At 40.0% G+C, this 20450-nt stretch carries 16 protein-coding genes, 1 tRNA gene and 3 pseudogenes; 15 read left to right on the plus strand and 5 right to left on the minus strand.

The window, feature by feature from the left end:
• Nucleotides 1-107: 107 nt before the first annotated feature.
• A tRNA-Val gene (locus PGX00_RS09860) sits at nt 108-184 on the plus strand.
• 58 nt (nt 185-242) lie between these two features.
• Here the strand turns inward: PGX00_RS09860 and PGX00_RS09865 are convergent.
• The gene (locus PGX00_RS09865; protein WP_272135734.1) at nt 243-704 is read right to left on the minus strand and encodes a methyltransferase family protein; all 462 of its coding nucleotides are present in this window, start codon (nt 702-704) and stop codon (nt 243-245) included.
• 43 nt (nt 705-747) lie between these two features.
• A pseudogene (gene ydiJ / locus PGX00_RS09870) lies at nt 748-3797 on the minus strand (D-2-hydroxyglutarate dehydrogenase YdiJ).
• Between the two features lie 220 nt (nt 3798-4017).
• Between ydiJ and PGX00_RS09875 the strand changes: the two are divergent.
• From PGX00_RS09875 to PGX00_RS09905, 8 genes are all read left to right on the plus strand, one after another.
• Nucleotides 4018-4692, plus strand: coding sequence for a DUF3334 family protein (locus PGX00_RS09875; RefSeq protein WP_272135736.1), 675 nt, complete (start codon nt 4018-4020; stop codon nt 4690-4692).
• 152 nt (nt 4693-4844) lie between these two features.
• Nucleotides 4845-5528, plus strand: a complete 684-nt coding sequence (locus PGX00_RS09880; protein WP_272135738.1) for a DUF2786 domain-containing protein — start codon at nt 4845-4847, stop codon at nt 5526-5528.
• A 31-nt stretch (nt 5529-5559) separates the two neighbouring features.
• Nucleotides 5560-5748: a hypothetical protein gene (locus PGX00_RS09885; RefSeq protein WP_272135740.1), complete on the plus strand. Its 189-nt coding sequence runs from the start codon at nt 5560-5562 to the stop codon at nt 5746-5748.
• Between the two features lie 35 nt (nt 5749-5783).
• The gene (locus PGX00_RS09890; protein WP_272135742.1) at nt 5784-6260 is read left to right on the plus strand and encodes a hypothetical protein; all 477 of its coding nucleotides are present in this window, start codon (nt 5784-5786) and stop codon (nt 6258-6260) included.
• A gap of 14 nt (nt 6261-6274) precedes the next feature.
• Nucleotides 6275-6460, plus strand: coding sequence for a DnaJ domain-containing protein (locus tag PGX00_RS22915; protein WP_407702388.1), 186 nt, complete (start codon nt 6275-6277; stop codon nt 6458-6460).
• Between the two features lie 127 nt (nt 6461-6587).
• A complete protein-coding gene (locus PGX00_RS09895) occupies nt 6588-6776 on the plus strand; it encodes a hypothetical protein (protein WP_272135744.1) in 189 nt (62 codons plus the stop codon).
• A gap of 197 nt (nt 6777-6973) precedes the next feature.
• Nucleotides 6974-7384 (plus strand): hypothetical protein, encoded by a 411-nt coding sequence (locus tag PGX00_RS09900; RefSeq protein ID WP_272135746.1) that lies wholly within the window; start codon nt 6974-6976, stop codon nt 7382-7384.
• A gap of 183 nt (nt 7385-7567) precedes the next feature.
• Nucleotides 7568-8674 (plus strand): phosphoribosylaminoimidazolesuccinocarboxamide synthase, encoded by a 1107-nt coding sequence (locus PGX00_RS09905; protein WP_272135748.1) that lies wholly within the window; start codon nt 7568-7570, stop codon nt 8672-8674.
• Nucleotides 8675-8757: 83 nt separating this feature from the next.
• Here PGX00_RS09905 and PGX00_RS09910 read toward each other — a convergent pair whose 3' ends face one another.
• Together PGX00_RS09910 and PGX00_RS09915 are read right to left on the minus strand one after the other, a co-directional pair.
• Complete coding sequence (locus PGX00_RS09910; RefSeq protein ID WP_272135750.1) at nt 8758-9135, minus strand: transporter; 378 nt, start codon at nt 9133-9135, stop codon at nt 8758-8760.
• 255 nt (nt 9136-9390) lie between these two features.
• Nucleotides 9391-11738 (minus strand): annotated as a pseudogene (locus PGX00_RS09915) (helicase-related protein).
• A 136-nt stretch (nt 11739-11874) separates the two neighbouring features.
• Here PGX00_RS09915 and PGX00_RS09920 point away from each other — a divergent pair.
• The 6 genes and pseudogenes from PGX00_RS09920 (at nt 11875) to cydC (ending at nt 19242) form a co-directional block, all read left to right on the plus strand.
• Nucleotides 11875-12198 carry a DUF3392 domain-containing protein gene (locus tag PGX00_RS09920; protein ID WP_272135752.1) on the plus strand — a complete coding sequence of 108 codons (324 nt, stop codon included), beginning with the start codon at nt 11875-11877 and terminating at the stop codon, nt 12196-12198.
• 132 nt (nt 12199-12330) lie between these two features.
• Nucleotides 12331-12975, plus strand: a complete 645-nt coding sequence (locus PGX00_RS09925; protein WP_272138017.1) for a SanA/YdcF family protein — start codon at nt 12331-12333, stop codon at nt 12973-12975.
• Between the two features lie 114 nt (nt 12976-13089).
• Entirely contained in the window at nt 13090-14460 is a 1371-nt protein-coding gene (locus PGX00_RS09930; RefSeq protein WP_272135755.1) for an SLC13 family permease, read from the plus strand.
• A 150-nt stretch (nt 14461-14610) separates the two neighbouring features.
• Nucleotides 14611-15575: pseudogene (gene trxB / locus PGX00_RS09935) on the plus strand (thioredoxin-disulfide reductase).
• A 165-nt stretch (nt 15576-15740) separates the two neighbouring features.
• The gene (gene cydD, locus PGX00_RS09940; protein WP_272135757.1) at nt 15741-17528 is read left to right on the plus strand and encodes a heme ABC transporter permease/ATP-binding protein CydD; all 1788 of its coding nucleotides are present in this window, start codon (nt 15741-15743) and stop codon (nt 17526-17528) included.
• Nucleotides 17521-19242 (plus strand): heme ABC transporter ATP-binding protein/permease CydC, encoded by a 1722-nt coding sequence (gene cydC, locus PGX00_RS09945; protein WP_272135759.1) that lies wholly within the window; start codon nt 17521-17523, stop codon nt 19240-19242. Before cydD ends, cydC begins: the two co-directional genes overlap by 8 nt.
• A 60-nt stretch (nt 19243-19302) precedes the next feature.
• On the opposite strand, the gene serC is transcribed toward cydC, so the two are convergent.
• Entirely contained in the window at nt 19303-20385 is a 1083-nt protein-coding gene (gene serC / locus PGX00_RS09950) for a 3-phosphoserine/phosphohydroxythreonine transaminase (protein ID WP_272135761.1), read from the minus strand.
• Nucleotides 20386-20450 lie beyond the last annotated feature (65 nt).

Below are 20450 nucleotides of genomic sequence, written 5' to 3' on the forward strand. Positions count from 1 at the left end.
TTATCGCCATTCTGGTCATATTAACGACACTCAGTTCATATATATAAAAATTCTTCTTGAACTCATTGGAACGAATGGTTAATATTCTCGGCGTCTTAAGACAATAAGCTCGCTTAGCTCAGTTGGTTAGAGTACTTGCATGACATGCAAGGTGTCACTGGTTCGAGTCCAGTAGCGAGCACCAAATTTGTACAAAAAAGCCTCTGCAATTGCAGAGGCTTTTTTGTTACTACGTAATCTAGCTATATCCAACGCCTTACCCTATTTTTATAATCCGTATAGTCCTTACCGAATTTCTCTTTTAGATGCCGCTCTTCCAATCCAATTTGAAACTTATTCATATACATGACAAAAACTAAGCAGACCACCAAACTTAGCAAGTCTTGTAAATAATAGCCATAACCCACTAACAACAGTAATAATCCGAAATACATCGGATTACGGCTATATCTATAGACTCCCGTATCAACAACCGTCGTAGTTTTATGAATATCGACGGGGTGTACTGATGTTTTTGCCTTTTTAAACTCGAAAATACCACTAAGACCAAAATAACCTGACGCAACGAAGCACGCAGCAAAGACAAGTTTAGAGAAAGGAAGTGACACAACAAACCGCGTATCTAATGAATGAAACCAATACATAAAGCAAATACAAAGCAAAAATACAAATACAGGCGGTACTTTCAGTTCTAACGCTTTCATATATTGGCTCCTAATTTAAGAGTTACGCCAGTGGATAGTGCATCTAAAGCATTGACAAAAGAGCTTGCACAGGGTGCTTCATCTTTTCATGTTCTAATCGTTTAACTTGACTCCGACAAGAATAACCCGTGACCAAACATCGGTCTTTTGGTAGTTTTTGCATCTGTGGCCCCCAACTTAATTCATAGATATCTTTCGACATTTGATATTTATCCTGCTCATGTCCAAATGTCCCGGCCATGCCACAACACCCTACAGATACACTCTCTAAAACCGCACCAAAAAACTTAAAAATTGTTTGCCACTCTTTTTCAGCATTTGGCATCCGTGTTTTCTCGGTACAGTGAGCGAAAAGATGCCAAGGAGCTTCGTTGCTAGGCTCTCCCACTTTTAAACTATCAAGTTGATTTAATAGGTACTCATGTGAATTAAGAACTTGAAACTCCCCTCTTTCCGTACCAAGAATGTCAACATACTCATCTCGATAACAAAGTACCAAGGCAGGATCGACACCAACCATCGGTATATTAAGGTCTGAGACCATATTCAAAAAACCTGCCGCTGATTTGGCCGTCTCTGTAAACTGCTTTAAAAACCCTTTGATATGTTGTGCTTTTCCATTTGGTTTGAACGGCAATAAGACCGGATGTTTACCCAACTTCTCCAAAAGAGAAACAAAATCAGCAACAACGTCTGCATCATAAAAAGAGGTAAATGGGTCTTGCACAATAAGTACATGCTTATCTCTGTCTTCTTTTGAAAGCTGAGCAAGCGCTTGAATATCGAAATTAACCTTGTCATTTTTAGTCAGTCGTTGTTTTAACGTCGGTTGCGATAATAAAGGTGCATCAATATATCCGACTGATTTAGCCGTCAAACTCTGTACCCATTTTTGCGCCAAAACAGCGTTCACCACAAATGGTGCTTTTGCCATTAACGGCAACATGGTCTCTATATTTGCGACAAGGTAATCTTTTGCAGGACGTTGGTAACGAGAATAATAAACATTAAGAAAGCGCGACCTGAAGCTCGGGACATCAACTTTAATAGGACATTGAGTACCGCAAGCCTTACACGCCAAACAACCATTCATCGCATCGTAGACTTCATGTGAAAAATCATATTCGTGTCGCTTATTCAGAGTGTTTCTTACTCTATCAATCATGACTTTAATGGTTGGATTAGTGTTAAGCGTATTATTTTCAAGGTCTAAAATGTCAACACCCTGCTCTGTCAACTGACGAAGCCACTCACGTACCAGTCCTGCTCGACCTTTCGGTGAATGTCTTCTATCCGCAGTCACTTTCATCGAAGGACACATAGGGGAGCTGGTATCATAGTTAAAACAAAGCCCATTACCATTACAGTCCATGGCTTGCTTAAAGCTATCTCTAACTGTCACACTAATTTGGCGGTCATAGAAAGCGCGTTTCGTGTCACTCACCTTAACTAAGCTAGCTGTGCTATCTAATGGCGTACAAATTTTACCTGGGTTCATTTTGTTCATTGGGTCAAATGCAGCTTTTACACGACGAAGTTCAACAAACAGTTCTTCACCAAAGAATTCTGGTCCGTATTCTGAACGATACCCTTTACCGTGTTCACCCCACATTAATCCGCCATATTTCGCAACTAACGCAACAACTCGATCAGATAATTCTTGCATTAAAGACTCTTGTAAGGGGTCGCATAGATCAAGAGCCGGACGCACATGAAGGACACCCGTATCGACATGACCAAACATTCCATAGTAGAGTCCTTTGCTATCAAGTAACTCTCGGAACTCCACTATAAAATCAGCGAGATGCTCTGGAGGCACACAAGTATCTTCGGTAAAGGGTACGGGCTTGGCTCTACCTTTTGTCGCGCCAAGTAACCCTACGGCTTTTTTCTCATCCCATATATCCGACCAATACTGGTCAAATCGTCACAAACTTGATAGCCAATGAGCCCTTGTTCATCATTTGCGAGCATCTGGTCTAGTTTTGCCGTTAACGCTCTAACCTGATCGGCTATCTCTTGATCATCACTACCTGCAAATTCGACAATATTGATACCAAGCATCTCTTTATCTGGTACATCAAGAAGTAAGTCACGTACGGAGTGCCAGACAATATCTTCTTTGGCTAGATTGAGAACTTTAGAGTCAATGGTTTCAACAGATAAAGCATCTGCATTTACTAAAAATGGTGCCATTCTTAGCGCAGAGTCAAAGCTGTTGTACTTTACGTTGACTAACGTCCTTGCTTTAGGAATAGGGGTGAGATTCAATTTGGCTTCCGTTATAAAAGCTAAAGATCCTTCTGAACCACAAAGCACACGAGTTAAATCAAACTCACCTTGCTCGCTCAGTGCGTTTTTAAGATCATAACCGGTAAGAAAGCGATTTAAAGGAGGAAACTTATCAACGATTTGTGCCCTCTTATCTCTACACACTTTTTCGGTAATCTGGTATGCATCATAAGCGTATTCACCTACTTCAGGTACACCATGAGAATCGTCGGTTTCGTATATAGAGCCGTCTGCAAATACAGCTTGCAATGAAAGGACATGATCGGAGGTTTTACCATACCTAAGTGAACCTTGACCGGATGCATCCGTATTTATCATGCCGCCAAGCGTCGCTCTGTTACTTGTAGAAAGCTCAGGGGAGAAAAAATAACCAAATGGGCGAACGGCATCATTTAATTGGTCTTTAATTATACCGGTTTGAACTCTTACCCAACCCTCTTTTTGGTTGATCTCTAGTACTTTGTTCATATGTCTAGAGAGATCAACAACGATTCCCTTTGTAAGCGACTGACCATTGGTTCCCGTACCACCGCCTCGAGGAGAAAATGTAATACGTTCATAATCTGGATGGATACTTAGCTTACCGATAAGAATAACATCAGCCGTTGTCTTAGGGTGCACCACCGCCTGTGGCAGTTGTTGATAAACACTATTATCAGTGGCGACAGCAAGTCGACTCGAATATTGAGATTCGATATCACCAGTAAAGCCCTGGTTAACTAATTGCTCCAAGTACTTTAAAACAACGGGATCAACGCTGTTTTGGTTTTCTAATCGAGGTAACGTTAATCTGTTCGGCATTTTTAAATTTTTAGACATATTTGTATTGCTAGACATCGTGCTTCCTGCCCTTTAGTTCACTGTATCCTACAGTCAGGGGTATGCTGAAGTGGTAAAATTATGATTTAGGTCACTTTACCTCATCTGACATTTGAACAAAACATTATTCCTAATGACCTAGCCGATATTTTTGTCCATAATCAATAGCAACTAACGCTTAAACGATATAAGAATGAAAACAATGAAAAAAAATAAAGTCGTCACTACCGAAGATATCTTGCTTATGCTTTGTCAATCTGTATCCGGTGTCTTGAGCTCTGCTACCGATACTAGTATTCAATACTCTGCGATGGTTCAAAAAATCAATAAAACCTGCTTACGCCCCGATTTTGGATGTTTCGTATTGTTTGATGGTGGTTTTTCAGGGTTGGTTGTTATTAACTTCACCTCGCAAGCGGCATTAGAAGTCTATACCAACTACATGCGTAACATGGGCATGCCAGAAGAAGAGCTTGCAATACACCACACTTCAGATGAAGTAGGTGATGTTTTGGGTGAATTAATGAACCAATTGGTTGGAGACTTTACCAACAAAATCCGTAATGAATTAAAAACCAACATTACCCAGAACCAACCTAAAATGCTCGCTATAAATAAACAAGTTCTAATTTCTGTCGATACTAACCTAGATAGACCACAAGCAAGACGAGTTACTTTTTCAACAGAAGGTAATAACATTTTTTACTTAGAATTAGCGATGGACAAAACCGAGTTCATTCAAATGGAAGAGTTTAAAATAGAAGAAAACGAGACCCCCGACCAGATTCTAGAACAAGAGCAAAATAAAAAAGCAAAAGTGAAAGAAGTCGAATCAAACCAGTTTGCTGATGATCTATTAGATGAACTAGGTATATAGCTTAAGTACTATATAAAATAGTTATCCGCTTAAAACCGTCGAAAGACGGTTTTTTATTAAGATCAAAAAGCAAAGCTCTCCTTTATCTCCAACGTAAAAGTGGGTAAAATAGCCGACTTTTCTAAGCTAGACACTCGATTTTAAGTAGGTTCATGGATAAGCAGAAAGCGCTAAAAAAGATTGCGAAATGCCTTGAGTTAGGTAACTCAGCTAATGTTAATGAGGCGGCACAAGCAATTAAGATGGCCCACAGATTAATGATTAAATATGGTCTGGATAAAGACGATATTGAATTCATTAAGATGGGCAAGACCCAGTCTACTCATCTGCTGCCAACCAGTATTAGTTCAACTATATTGCGCGTTATTCGTGGTATCAATACGAAATTTGGAGTCGAAGCAGTATTGTTAAACCATAAAGGGCTTAAACGAGTAGAATTTATTGGAGAAGCCGATCGCGCCATTTTTGCGGCATTTGCGTTCGATATTATCTATCGAGAAATGAACGAGCATACCGGTCAATTTAGAAATAGTTTCTCTGGCTCGGGCACAAGCACGACAGAAGTAACACGCAGAGTAAACTCATTTGTATCTGGTTGGGTAGAAGGTGCGCTCGAAAAACTGCCCGAGATAGCACCAGACGACGACTCTAATAATAAAATCAACAACTATATCGACCGCGAATTTAAAAATATCGACCGCGAAACTTTTAAACAACAGTTAAGAGACGCGATGAAAAATATCACTAAAGACTATGAAGTCGGATTGAAGAAAGGTCGTAAGCTTTCCGTTAATCGACCTGTCGACGGAGCTAAAGCACCCAAAATGCTTAAGTAGGTAAGGTTATACCAACACGTAGGATAGCAACATGAAACGCATAAGAATTGAATGGCTCGCTTGTTGTATCCTACTAACCACGATTTCACTTCACACCTCTGCTGAAATAGACAAAACGCTTCTAACAGAAGCCGAGTCTGGAAACGCCAAGGCACAAATTAAATTAGCACTTGCCTACAAAGAAGAAAAAAATACCAAACAAGCCACTTTTGGCTCGTAACTGCTGCGACCAAAGGAAACACCGAAGCGTTATTTTTGTTAGGTGAATTTTTTGAATCTAGTGATAGTGGACAATATAAATCCCTTCCCATTGCTGAAAACTGGTACTTAATAGGTAGTAATAATGGTAACAAAAATGCTGAATTAGGTTACGAGCGAGTGCTAGAAACTCAGTTTAACAACCGAAGAGCTAACCTTGTTTCATCCATAACCGTACTAGATGACCAAATTGACGAAGACATTCAACAGTCTGCCAATAGTAAAACCGATTTTTTTAATCAAAAACAAAATAGAATCAGTAGTGATATCATCATCACCAGTTTTCTACTAATGTGCGTACTGTTCTACGTTACAGTTAAGCGCCTAGTCACACATAAAAAAACTGGTCAAAAAGAAGACCTCAATCGCCAACTTGCTCATCAAACAAAAAAAACAAGAACGTTACAAAGACACTTAGCGGCCGCACATTTTCAACTTAAAAAAATCAAGACCAACTTCAAAAAGCCAATGTAGACCAAAGTATTATTATTGCATGTGCAGTACTTGGCTATAACCCAAGTCGTTTACCAAGTGAAAAAGAAATCAAATTAAGATACAAGAAGTTATGTCGAGTTTATCACCCAGACGCTAATGGTTCTGATGAGGAAATGAAACGCTTGAATGGCGCAGTAAAGGTCATTAGTAGCTATCTTAAGCAAACCCAAAGGAAATAAGATAACAATAATTTAACATTTATTTTCTACGTATGTCATAATAGCGCCCAAAAATAGCGTTGTACTAAATGGTTAGTTGATTTTTTCGATTAGATACAAACGCATATAAGCTATTGGAGAGAATGTAATGTTTAACACTGAAGGAAACTGTGATTGGTGCAATAGGCATCGTTTACTGATTCGGCATGACTATATTGATGGTAAATATAACCACTCTTGCGAAAGCTGTAATGATCTAGCAAAAATAGATGTCCGATTATTTAATACAGATGAAATTGCACTGAGAAATAAAATGGCAGAAAGCCTACACAGCTAAAATATAGTGGCTGCCCTCTTTTTTAAAAACCGCAACGCGGTTTTTTTTATATCTGAAAATCGCCTCTAGCCCTTATTATTTATATCTTTCGTTCAAATTCCATCAATTACATGTATGAATACAACAAAAAAACGCTTGCATAGTGAACAAATAAGAACTACTGTCTATACATACAGTATGTACAGAGAGACAGTATTATGCTTCAACTAAACAGCGATAACACAACAAACAATATAGCCCCTTTGCGAAACAAGGTACAAATCGTTAAAGATTCATTTGTATCGAATAAGCTGTACCCTAAACTGGCTAAGTTGTCTCATAAAAAACAGTGGATCTTATATACTTCTCACTGCCCTCGCCCCGTTCAATCGGAGTTAGGTCAGCACAATATAAATTGTGCGAGTGTGATTCATTTAAAACCATCCAATCAGTATTCTGAAGAGGAAATTGTTATTAAGGCTGTTGAAGCTGGCACCGCAAGTGCTGTAGTGGCAAGTCAACATTTGGATTCGCACGCCAGAGCTCGAATTTTTATGGTTGCAAAACTGAACTGTTGTTCGGTATTTTTCTTAGATCACGACTTAAAACCAAATCACTTATGCCATTAATAGCTTGGTCATTCGTTTCAAAGATACAAAGACTCAGGTTATGTCAAAATGTGTTCTATTAAGGCTATGCCATAGAGCACAAAGTCTCCCTACAAGCGCAAACGTTTGCTTTTTCAGTGGAAGTCCTTTTTAGTTCTGGTATTATGCGCCCATATTTTTAAGCATCTACCAAGGAATGTCTCGATGAGCCTCTCTGATCAAGTTCTCGCTGTTAATGATGATCTTCCAATCCGTACAGATAAACCCGTTCACAGTGGGAAAGTTCGTTCTGTTTATTGGCTAACTGAAGAAGATAGCCAACGACTAATCAAACAAAAAAATTACAACGTTGCTCCTGACGCACCATTAGCAATAATGGTTATCAGTGACCGTATCTCAGCGTTTGATTGTATTTGGCAGGGCGAAGGTGGATTAAAAGGTGTACCCGGAAAAGGCGCAGCGCTTAACGCTATATCTAACCATTGGTTTAAGCTATTTAAAGAAAATGGCTTAGCAGAAAGTCATATATTGGATATTCCTCATCCATTTGTTTGGATAGTTCAAAAAGCAAAACCAGTCATGATTGAAGCCATTTGTCGAAAATATATCACTGGCTCTATGTGGAGAGCCTATGACAAAGGTGAAACTGAGTTCTGCGGTATTCAACTTCCAGAAGGATTAGAAAAAGATAAAACATTGCCAGAACTGCTTATTACTCCTTCGACAAAAGGTATCCTCAAAGGAATTCCAAATGTACCTGAAGCTGACGACGTAAATATCTCGCGCAAAAACATTGAAGATAATTTCGCCGCATTTAATTTCAGTAAGTCCGAAGATATAGCTGCCTATGAACGATTACTGAAAGAAGGTTTTAACGTTATCAGTTCCGCATTAGATAATGTGGACCAAATTTTTGTTGATACTAAATTCGAGTTTGGTTATGTCACCGACAGTCATGGTGTAGAAAAACTCATCTACATGGATGAAGTCGGAACTCCTGACTCGTCAAGAATCTGGGATAAAACCGAATACCAAAAAGGTAAAATTGTAGAAAACTCAAAAGAAGGTTTTAGGCAGTTCTTACTTAACCATTTTCCCGACCCCGATATACTGCTTAACAAAGAACGTATGGAAGAGCGTTTCGCACTAGCCCAAAATAATGAGCTACCGGTCGAAGCGATGAAGAAAGTGTCAGAAGTTTACGTTGGTATCGCAGAAAAAATAACAGGCAATAAAGTACATTTGAGCAACAATCCAAAACAAGAGATCATCGACGTACTGCGGGATGAATATGATCTCATAGCTAGTTAAGTTAACTATGCAGGCTCATTCACTATGTTAATTGATATGTAAAAATGCAAACGTAAAAAGGGACACTCTCGTGTCCCTTTTTGTTAAATTCGAATTAAGAACTCGTCTTGAGCACTATGTCTAATTTGTGCGTTGGTATGCTCAACAATGGTTTCTATTTGTGTTTCGTCCAACTCATAGGGCATCATTAACCTTAGCTCTTCTATACCTTCACGTTTTGCAAGGTTTACCAAACTAATTAAATTTGATTCGTCACTACTCTGTGCTGAAAGGTTATTGATTGCTTTATCCCATAACCGGTCATCAGGTTTTCGAGCGTCATCGATATTACTTTTCCATACTGTGCTAAAAATTGGAGCAAATGAACCAAACGCTTCAATAAAGGTCCATTTCTTTTTACAACTTGCCCCTAAAAATGACGTGTAATCGAAAACAACGGATATCGTTTCTTGCTTTTCCATTATGCCCCCCAAGCGATAGCGGTAAAACAACTTACACTACTATTCATCACCTTGCGGTCGTTAGCAATAGGATATAGAACAATGTTCTGTACCAGTCGGTTATCCGCGATGAAAGGCATATAAAGAGCAAAACTTTAACATAAAGACTACAGTATTGAGACGTATAGTATTATGCCTTGTAATAACTCGCACTAATTAGCCGATTAAACTTATATAAAACAAACAAATAGGCAGACCACCAAGGATAACTAGTGTTTATTTCACATCGGTTATTCGACTGTTTTTCTTATATTGTATACGCCACCCAACCCAATTTGGTAGCTCCCACCTCCTTGGCTCACCCTTGCGCAAACCACTTTCATAAATTAAGTAAATACGCTTTTTTCGAGGCATGTATTCTACTTTTAATTGTAGATCCCCTAGATTTAAACTAAACGGATACATTTGAGCAAAACTTTCATATTCCCAATACGGGATGCCGGTAAACGGAAGATCATCTTCAGAGAACAAGGTTAGTTCTTCTATTTTTTGGATACCTAAATCGTTCAATAACTCTGTAAACCACAATTCAAATGTCATTCTTTGAGGCGTTACATGATTCTCGTCTAAACCCAATTCAGTATAAAGGCACCAATGGTCTATCTCTTTCCTTCGTTTTTTTGCAAAACCAGGTAAGACTTTTTGATTGAGTACGGCGTCTAACAACGGCTTAATTAGTAAGTCACCTTCGGGTTCGACCAATCGATTTGTAATTTCTCGGCCAGCATAGAATAGCGATAATTGGCTGTAAATCCTTCCATCTTCTATTATCGTTTTTCCTTGTTTCCACTCGCCAATATTAAAACGCGTAATAAGATCTAGAGGTATAGGAAGCATCACCGTTCCCAAATTTATAGTCTGTTTAACACCTCTACCCGGTAAACTATACTGATCTAATATAATCGCGGCTTCATCACCGTTAGAAAAACGACTATTCCTTGCTGGTAACATCTCTAATTTTCCGTTACCGAGTGCTTCCCGTCTTTTTTGTCGCCTAATAAAAATCAGTTCTGGATGTGACTTCGCGATAGCTTCCAAAAACTCGACTCGTTTAAAGCGAGAAGCCACTTCTAGATCGGGAAGTTCAAATACTTGTCGCATTTGCTGAGCTAAATCTCTGGCCTCTTTAACAGCATCAACATCTATCTGTATCGCCTCATGAATGTCCCCTCTTACAACCTTTATTAAACATTCAGCGTCACAACTGTTTGGCTCCCACTGAGAAACTTTATGTAAACCGATTTCATCACTAGGCAAACGGTAAAGTGCTGCTGGGACTGAAAGCGCAGCTGATAAGTCGATCATTGCTTCCTTTGCACTCTTAGTTGGCATTCGAGTAAGTAAGTCTGCGTACAAGGTATCGATTGGTAATGGATAAAGTAACTTTCCATGCTTGGTTGCTGTACCGCTTTCATCGATAGCCGCCATTTGAAGTAGAGTCTGTTCCGCTTGCAATAGTGATTTATCAGGTAAATCGTTTAAAAATTTCAAGTCCTTAAGTCTATATCCGCAACATGCTGAAGCTAACATCGCTTCAGCTAACTCTTCTCTAAGTAATTCTGGTGGTGTCACTGGTTCCATAACCGCATGTTCACCATAAAGGCGAATACACTCCCCATCCATAACACGTCCTGCCCTCCCCGCTCTTTGTTTAGCACTCGCTTTTGATACGGTTTTTAGGCTTAGTACAGTGCGTCCATTGCGTTGACTGGTTCTTTTTTCCAATCCAGAATCTATAACCAAGGTGATATTCGGTATCGTCAAGGATGTTTCCGCCACATTTGTCGCTACAACAATTTTCTTCCGATTTCCGGGGTTAAAGCTCGCTTTCTTTCGTCATCTGAAACCGATGCATGCAACATAACTACATCTACATTATCTAAATGACTAAGAGATTGGACGCATTGCGAAATTTCGTTTCTTCCCGGCAGGAAAATCAGAATGTCACCAGTGGTGTCTTGATAATATGTTTTTGTACAGCTAACCACTTTTTGCACAATATTCTTATTGTCTGGTAAATAATGAGGATCTGGGCTTTGATATATGAGTCTAACTTGATATTGGCGGCCTTCCGCTACCAGTCTTTTAGCTCCGGTAAAGCGTGCTAGTTTTTCACCTTCTATTGTCGCTGAAGTAATGATTAATCGGTGCCGTTGAGATTTGAGTAACAATGATACCAGCAGGTCACTATCCCAGCGCCTTTCGTGAAACTCATCAATTAAAATAATATCAAACTCAGTCAACCCACTCTCACTGAACCAGCGAAGTGCAACCCCAGGAGTAACAAAAACAATATCAGTCTCTTTGGTAAAACAGGCGTTAAGCTTTATCGCATAGCCCACTTTTTCACCTAACTTTGTATGACTTTGCTCTGCAAGATAGCCAGCGAGAGAGGTACAGGCAATTCTTCGTGGCTCTATGACCAATACTCTGCCGTGTTCTGCAGCCCAGAAAGGAAGCTTGGTTGATTTTCCCGACCCGGTTTCTGCTTCAACCACGATATGGTTGCTATGTAGCAATTGAGTGAATTCAGACTTAATTTTATCGATTGGGAGCGAAAGCATAGTTTAGTTCAAAGCAGTTAAATTCGAGAAGGGTTACTATACCTACTTTAGGTAATGAGAAAAATCAATTCAACGCAACACATTGATATTTGATAGAATCGCATTATTAAAATTTTAGTACGGATAAAGTAACATCATGTTTGACGTTTTCGCTCCTTTAGGTAGATATATCATTCCTTATATACCTGAGATTTCTATCGCTTTTATTGCTTGCATGTTGGTTATTTTGGGTGGAGATATTAACCGTTTATTACGCAAGTTAATGGTACGTCAGCACTTTATTGTAAGAACATTTGCATTTATCCTACTAAATGCATTTGGTTATGGCCTTTTAATAGTAAAAGCTTCACCTTTTCTTACTAAGTGGCTAAAAACGCTCGACTCAGGCTTGTTATTCGCGGCAGTGATCTCTTGCTTTATTGCTATTGGTATATGGGCACAAAGACAGCGTCACGTCTAACTAAACTAATAGGACAGATAGGATTTGTTTGGATATTCTCCTGCATCCACGAGGAAGAGAGCAGTAAAACCGAGCTCATTACGTGGAAAAGCATCAATTAGAGCTATTTTGCTTGGCATTATAGCTCTCTTCATGGCGTTTGTTTTAAGCCTTGTATTGATTGATCGTATCTTTAGCTGGTCCACTAAAAATGACATTTTCACTGACGCTTCTAACCTTCCTAATTACGATGTTGCGTTGGTATTAGGTACGAGTAAATACTTGGGTAAAATATTAAACGACTACTATTCCAACAGAATAAATTCTGCAATTACCTTATTCAAGAACGGTAAAGTCGAATCTTTTTTACTAAGTGGCGACAATGCCCATCGTTCCTACAACGAGCCATGGACGATGAAACGCGACTTGCTTAAGGCTGGAGTACCTGAAGAGGTTATTCATCTCGACTACGCCGGATTTAGAACGCTAGACTCCATCGTCCGAGCTAAAAAGATTTTTGATGCCGATGAATTTATTATCGTCACTCAAAAGTTTCACTGTGAACGAGCACTATTTATCGCTAAGTACTACGGTATTGAAGCCGTTTGTTTGGCGGTTCCTGGCCCACAACAACATTCCGGAATGTCAGTTAGATTTAGAGAGGTATTTGCTCGAGTTAAAGCAATACTAGATCTCTACGTATTCAGAACTCAACCAAAATTCCTTGGCCCTAAAGAACCAATAATACACAGTTCCAGCGACAACGAACCCGTTGTTGAAGAACAAAACCAACGCTAAATTAAGCCAGATCATTAATCTGTTAATTAAATTAAAAAAAGGCACAAAGCCCGTCAGGTATCAATAATTCGCAATCTATACTGAATAATGAACTATTGAGGATGGGGACGCGTCATGTTGGTCGTTACTTCGAGCGCCTTAAAAGGCTACGTTAACAAGAATACCATCATCATTTTATCTGATATCTGTCTGTTTTTCTTCTTACTCTATACGCTACCATTTGATGAAGAGGTGGTGCACGGATTAAGTATTCTTATCTTTATTGCCATACTTTGGTTGACCGAAGCGTTACACGTTAGTATCACTGCCCTTCTTGTCCCTATGCTGGCGATAATTTTTAATATATTCGATACTTCTAAAGCGCTTAGCTACTTTTCTAGCTCTATTATTTTTATATTTTTAGGTGGTTTCGCCTTAGCGGCCGCACTACATAAACAAGAAATTGATAAAGTCATTGCAGACCAAGTTTTAATTGCCGCGAAAGGAAAAATGTCGGTGGCAGTATTAATGTTGTTTAGCGTCAGCGCAGGGTTATCTATGTGGATATCAAACACGGCCACCATCGCAATGATGCTCCCTCTTGTTTTAGGTGTAATGAGCAATGTAGATGAAAAAAATAATAAGAGTACCTATTTATTCGTTTTATTAGGCATAGCTTATTGCGCATCTATTGGAGGTATAGCGACGTTAGTTGGTTCACCACCTAATGCCATCGCAGCATCTGAACTTGGGTTAAATTTTACACAGTGGGTCGCTCTCGGATTACCCGTCTCTTTAACGTTATTGCCCATCGCCGTATTCGTTCTTTATATACTCACTAAACCAAACCTAAACCATACTTTCAAAATCCACCACACTACATTGGAATGGACACCCAACAGAAAGCTCACTCTTGGGATTTTTGCCTTGACGGTGTGTTTCTGGATATTCAGTAAACCTATCAATGCCTATTTAGGTGGATACAGTCAATTTGATACTCTGGTTGCTCTCGGAGCTATATTATTACTAGGAATAACAAGAGTTGTAGAATGGAAAGACATTGAGAAAACCGTAGATTGGGGAGTATTGCTGCTATTCGGTGGCGGGATCTGCTTAAGCAATGTACTCAAAGCAACGGGAACAAGCGTTTTTCTGGCCAAAGAGCTTAGTGAAGTTCTTAGCCAAGTGGGGCTATTTATTACACTTATTGCCATCGTTAGTTTCGTGGTGTTTCTTACCGAATTCGCGAGTAATACCGCAAGTGCCGCCCTGTTAATCCCAATATTTGTCAGTATTGCCGATGTGCTTGGCGTATCACCAATTATTCTTTCTGTCATCATTGCAATATCTGCATCGTGTGCGTTCATGCTACCTGTCGCGACACCACCTAACGCTTTAGTATTTGCCTCTGGTTATATCAATCAAAAAGATATGATGCGAATTGGGCTGGTCTTAAACATCGTTTGCATTACTGTGTTGACCATTATTGCGTACTTTTTTTGGTAACCTATCGATCATACGACTAGATCGATTTTGATTTCGCTTCATTTTTATCTTATAAAATATAACTAATTATTGCTTGTATTCGCTTTCATCACCCTAATATATTCCCTACAATCACAAGAAAAATTAATTACTATTTTCGGAGTCAGTTCAATGAGTGAAGTTAAACACAGCAAGTTATTGATATTAGGGAGCGGACCAGCAGGTTATACCGCTGCTGTTTATGCCGCTAGAGCTAACCTTAACCCTGTGCTCATTACTGGTATACAACAAGGTGGGCAACTTACGGAAACAACGGAAGTTGAAAACTGGCCCGGTGATGCTGAAGGGTTAACTGGCCCTTCTCTTATGGAACGTATGAAAGAGCATGCTGAAAAATTTGAAACCGAAATACTATTTGACCATATCCATACTGTCGACTTACAGAATCGTCCATTTCGTTTAATCGGTGACAATGGTGAATTTAGTTGTGATTCATTGATCATATCTACCGGCTCATCAGCTAAATACCTTGGATTAGAGTCTGAAGAAGCATTCAAGGGCCGAGGTGTATCAGCATGTGCTACCTGTGATGGTTTTTTTACAAAAATCAAAAAGTAGCCGTTATTGGTGGTGGTAACACTGCAGTTGAAGAGGCTCTATATCTAGCCAACATTGCATCAGAGGTTCACCTAATACACCGTCGTGAAGGTTTCCGTGCTGAAAAAATCCTGATGAAGCGCCTTATGGATAAAGTAGAGAACGGCAATATAGTTCTTCACACCAATCGTACAATAGATGAAGTGTTGGGGGATGATATGGGCGTTAACGCTATTCGCTTGCAAGACACTCAATCGAATGCAAAAGAAGAAATTCAAGTCATGGGGCTTTTTGTTGCTATTGGCCACCACCCGAATACAGGTATATTTGACGGGCAATTAGAAATGAACAATGGTTATCTTGTGGTCAACTCTGGCCTTAACGGCAATGCTACCCAGACAAGTATTGAAGGTGTTTTTGCGGCAGGTGACGTCATGGACCAAAACTACCGACAAGCAATTACATCCGCTGGTACTGGTTGTATGGCAGCACTTGATGCAGAACGTTACTTAGACTCTCTAAACGATAGTCAATCATAGAAATAACCAGTAATAATTACCGTTCTTTATCATAACCTTATAAACCAGTGGTATTCCCGCTGGTTTTCTTTTTGTATACTCTCATCCTTATCGTAAATGTTGATCGAATTTATAGATGTTTCACTCACTAATCTATCACTCCTAATAAAGAAGCCCTGTACATAAATGGATAAAACAAAACAACGCAATCTCAATAAGTGGCTTAAGCTGCAGAGCAAGATCGCAAAGCGATGGTTGCTAATAAGTATCTCTCTAGGGGTCATATCTAGTATTGTTTTACTTGCTCAAGCAGCCTTACTAGCGTCGATTTTGCACCAACTTATTATCGAAAACGTAGATAAACATAACCTCATTCCGTACTTTGTAGGTTTAATACTTACCGTTGTTGCTCGCTCAGCTTGTACTTGGGGAAGAGAGATTGCTGGCTTTCGAGCTGGCGAACAGATAAGAATTTATATCAGACAGCTCATTTTAGAGAAATTACGCGCGGTTGGACCAGCCTACATAAAAGGTAAACCAGCCGGAGCTTGGGCAACTCTTCTACTAGAACAAGTAGAAGACATGCAAGATTTTTTCTCTCGTTATCTTCCTCAGATGTCTCTTTCTGTTTTAACGCCTTTGGTTATACTTGTCGTCGTCTTCCCTACCAATTGGGCAGCAGGGCTAATTTTCCTTATAACTGCCCCACTCGTACCTTTTTTCATGGCGTTGGTTGGTATGAAGGCAGCAGAAGCAAACAGAAAAAACTTCAAAGCGCTACAGCGTTTATCAGGTCATTTTTATGATCGCTTGCAGTCAATGACCACTATTCGTTTGTTCAACAGAACCAAAACAGAAGAAGAAACACTGCACGGAGCATCAGAAGTCTTCAGAATCCGCACCATGGATGTATTAAAAGTCGCTTTTTTGTCATCGGCTGTTTTAGAATTCTTTACATCTATCTCAATCGCAATCACCGCTGTATATTTTGGTTTTAGTTATATTGGCGAACTTAATTTCGGTTTTTACGGTACTGGTATAACGCTCTTTTCTGGGTTGTTTATCTTAATATTAGCGCCTGAGTTCTATCAGCCACTACGAGACCTTGGTACGTTTTACCACGCCAAAGCTCAAGCTGTCGGTGCTGCTGAAAGTATTGTCAATTTTTTGGATAGCGAAGTATCTCATCAATCCTCAGGGCTAGAGCCTATTCCAAATACCAGCTCTATAAAAATTGAAGCGCATGATTTGATTGTTAAAAGCCCTGAAGGAACAACATTAGTCGGTCCGATCTCATTTACCATTAAGCCAAATCAAATGACCGCGCTAATCGGCCCAAGTGGCGCAGGCAAAACAAGCCTGATCAACGCGATTCTCGGTTTCCTTCCTTATGAAGGTAGCTTGAAGATCAATGATGTTGAGATTAAAAATGTTGACCTTCTGCAATGGCGAGAACAAATTAGTTGGGTTGGCCAAAACCCTTTGCTCTTACACGGTACTATCCGAGAAAACGTAACCTTAGGAAATCACGATGTTTCCAATGAACGACTAGATTCTGTTCTTAAAGAGTCATTTTCTGCTGAGTTTGTTTCAGAGCACGGATTAGACTATCAAGTAAGCGACCGTTCTGGCGGTCTGTCTGTTGGTCAAGCTCAGCGACTAGCCCTTGCTCGTGCGATGCTACAGAAAGGGAATTTTTGGCTCCTAGACGAACCAACCGCCAGTCTCGATGCTCGCAGTGAAAAACTCGTTATGCAGGGCTTAGATAATCAGATAAAACAAAGCACAACGCTTATTGTCACCCATCAACTTTCACAACTTATAAACGTCGAACAGATCTTTGTGATGCAAAACGGAACGATTGCTGAATCGGGCTCCTACCAGGAGCTAAAACAGAACCAAGGCCTCTTTGCTAGCATGTTAGATGCGAGAAGCAGTTCACTAGAAAATGAAAAAGGAGACCTCGATGCGTGAGTTATTGCCTTACCTACAGCTATACAAGAAACATTGGTTCGGCCTTTCTGCTGGAATGCTACTTGCTTTTACTACTCTATTCGCTTCAGTCGGTCTGCTTACTTTGTCTGGTTGGTTTATCTCCGCTTCCGCCGTTGCAGGCCTTACGGTAGCAAGAGAAACCTTTAACTATATGTTACCGGGTGGTGGAGTCCGCGGTTTAGCTATGGGTAGAACGGCGGGTCGCTGGGGTGAACGCGTAGTTAGTCACAACGCCACGTTCAAGCTTCTCACTGAATTGAGGGTCTTCTTTTTCAAAAAACTCGCTCCGCTTGTTCCCGGCCGAGTAGCAAATTTACGTGATGGCGATTTATTAAATAGGCTCGTTGCCGATGTCGACGCAATGGATCATGTCTACCTTCGACTCTTAAGTCCGGTTGTTGTTAGTGCATTTGGTATAGCTACACTTACTCTTTTTCTAGCCTGGTTTGACTTTTCTTTAGGTCTCATTTTAGGTTCGATATTATTGTCGTTACTCATTATCTGGCCTGTTGTCTTTTACAAACTAGGTAAACATAACGGGCAACAACTAACTACTCATAAATCTGATCTACGAGTTACATCGCTAGACTGGCTTCAAGGACACAGTGAATTAGTTTTATTTGGCGCAGAAGAACGCTATCGAAACGCAATTCTTGATACCCAAAAGAAATTGCTCGCCAATCAATACGTCAATGCCAATTTAACGGGGATGGCAAACGGATTACTGATGTTGGCTAACGGCTTAACACTGACTTTAATTCTATGGCTAGCTGCCGATGGCGTTGGCGGTAATCCACCAGACCCTATGGTCGCCCTATTTGCTTTTGCTACGATGGCTAGCTTCGAAATGCTTATGCCAATAGCGGGAGCGTTTCAATATTTAGGCCAAACTCTCACTTCTGCTAGACGATTAAACGAGATAATTCTTGCAGAACCCGAAGTTTGCTTCCCTGAGCACGGATCGCTGAAGTCCGAAAATTACAATATACACTTTGATTCGGTAAGTTTTAGTTACGATGACACTAACTCAGCAGTAATCAAGGATTTCAACCTGCATGTAGAAGCTGGTTCTCGCGTCGCTATTCTTGGTCAAACAGGATCAGGTAAATCAACGCTCATACAACTTCTTTGCCGTTATTGGGATACAAATAAAGGTTCGATTTCTATCGCTTCTACTGCACTGACCCAAATAAGCGAGGAAAACTTACGCAATACTATCTCAGTGGTAAGCCAACGCGTTGATATCTTAAATGGCACATTAAAAGATAACCTAGCGATGGCAAAACCTGATGCTACTGATGATGAGCTGAAATCAGTACTAGTTAAGGTAGGTCTACAAACATTACTAGAAGATAAAGGAATCGACACTTGGTTAGGCGATGGAGGACGTCAACTTTCAGGCGGAGAAAAACGCCGTGTTGGTATTGCTAGAGCTATTTTGCATAATGCACCAATCATACTTCTAGACGAGCCTACTGAAGGTTTAGACAAGAAAACAGAACGTCAGATAATGGACCTATTTAGTCAACACTTTGTAGGTAAGACCGTAATATTTATCACCCACCGCTTGGTCGGTTTAGACTCTATGGACCAAATCTGCTTAATAGAAGATGGTTCTATTGCAGAGCAAGGTAGTCACGACGAACTGCTTGACTTAAAAGGGCGATATCATCGGTTACACCAAACGTTATAATTACGCTTTATAATAAAAAACCACTTCATAGTTTGAAGTGGTTTTTTTGTATCGGTTTAATTACGCGAAATTTGCTTCAAATTGTTTCATAAAATCGACTAAGGCTTGAACACCTTCAAGTGGCATTGCATTGTAAATTGACGCTCGCATACCACCAACTGCACGATGTCCTTTAAGTGCCTTTAATCCAGCAGCATCAGCAAGTTCCAAAAATTTAGCATCCAGTTCTGGTTTCGCTAGTTGAAATGGTACATTCATCAGTGAACGGTTATTAGAGTGAACAGAATTACTGTAAAAGTCTGAATCATCAATTGTGCTATAGAGCAATGCGGCTTTCTCTTGATTGATCTTTTCTATAGCGTCTACACCCCCCATCTCTTTTAGCCATTTAAATACTAATCCAGATAAATACCAGGCATAGGTCGGCGGTGTATTGTACATTGAATCTTTAGCGGCAAGCACTTTATAGTTAAGCACGCTAGGTAAAATATCCATTGCTAAATCAAGTAAATCATCACGGACAATAGCAATACAAATACCTGCAGGCCCAACGTTTTTTTGAGCTCCAGCATAAATAACACCGTACTTAGAAACATCAATATTACGAGACAAAATCGTAGACGACATGTCTGCCACAATAGGCTTGTCAGTTATAGGTAGCTCATTAATTTCTATGCCATCTATGGTTTCATTTGGGCAAAAGTGAACATATGCGGCTTCGTCTGCCATTATCCACTCACTAGCAGGTAAGATAGCGACCTTTCCATCCACTGTGGTTTTTGCATCAAAAACGTCGGGTTGACAGTATTTAATTGCTTCATTAATTGCACTTTCTGCCCAATAACCACCGTCTATGTAAGTGGCAACTTTTGATTTTCCAAGTAAGTTCATTGGTACAGCAGAGAACTGAGCTCGAGCCCCACCCTGACAAAATAACACCTTATAATTATCAGGAATACTCAACAAATCTCTTAGATCTTGCTCAGCTTCGTCCGCTACCTTGATAAATTCTTTACTACGGTGACTGATTTCCATTACCGATGTACCAAGTCCATTCCAGTCAACAAGTTCGGATTGCGCTTTACGCATTACTGCTTTTGGCAAAGCCGCTGGTCCTGCACTGAAATTGTAGATCGTTCCCATGATGTTTCTTGCTCCTGCATAATCTGATTTTTGTGAACTAGCACCAGTAATACCACGTTTTACAC

The sequence above is a fragment of the Vibrio algarum genome, assembly GCF_028204155.1.
Taxonomy (GTDB): domain Bacteria; phylum Pseudomonadota; class Gammaproteobacteria; order Enterobacterales; family Vibrionaceae; genus Vibrio; species Vibrio algarum.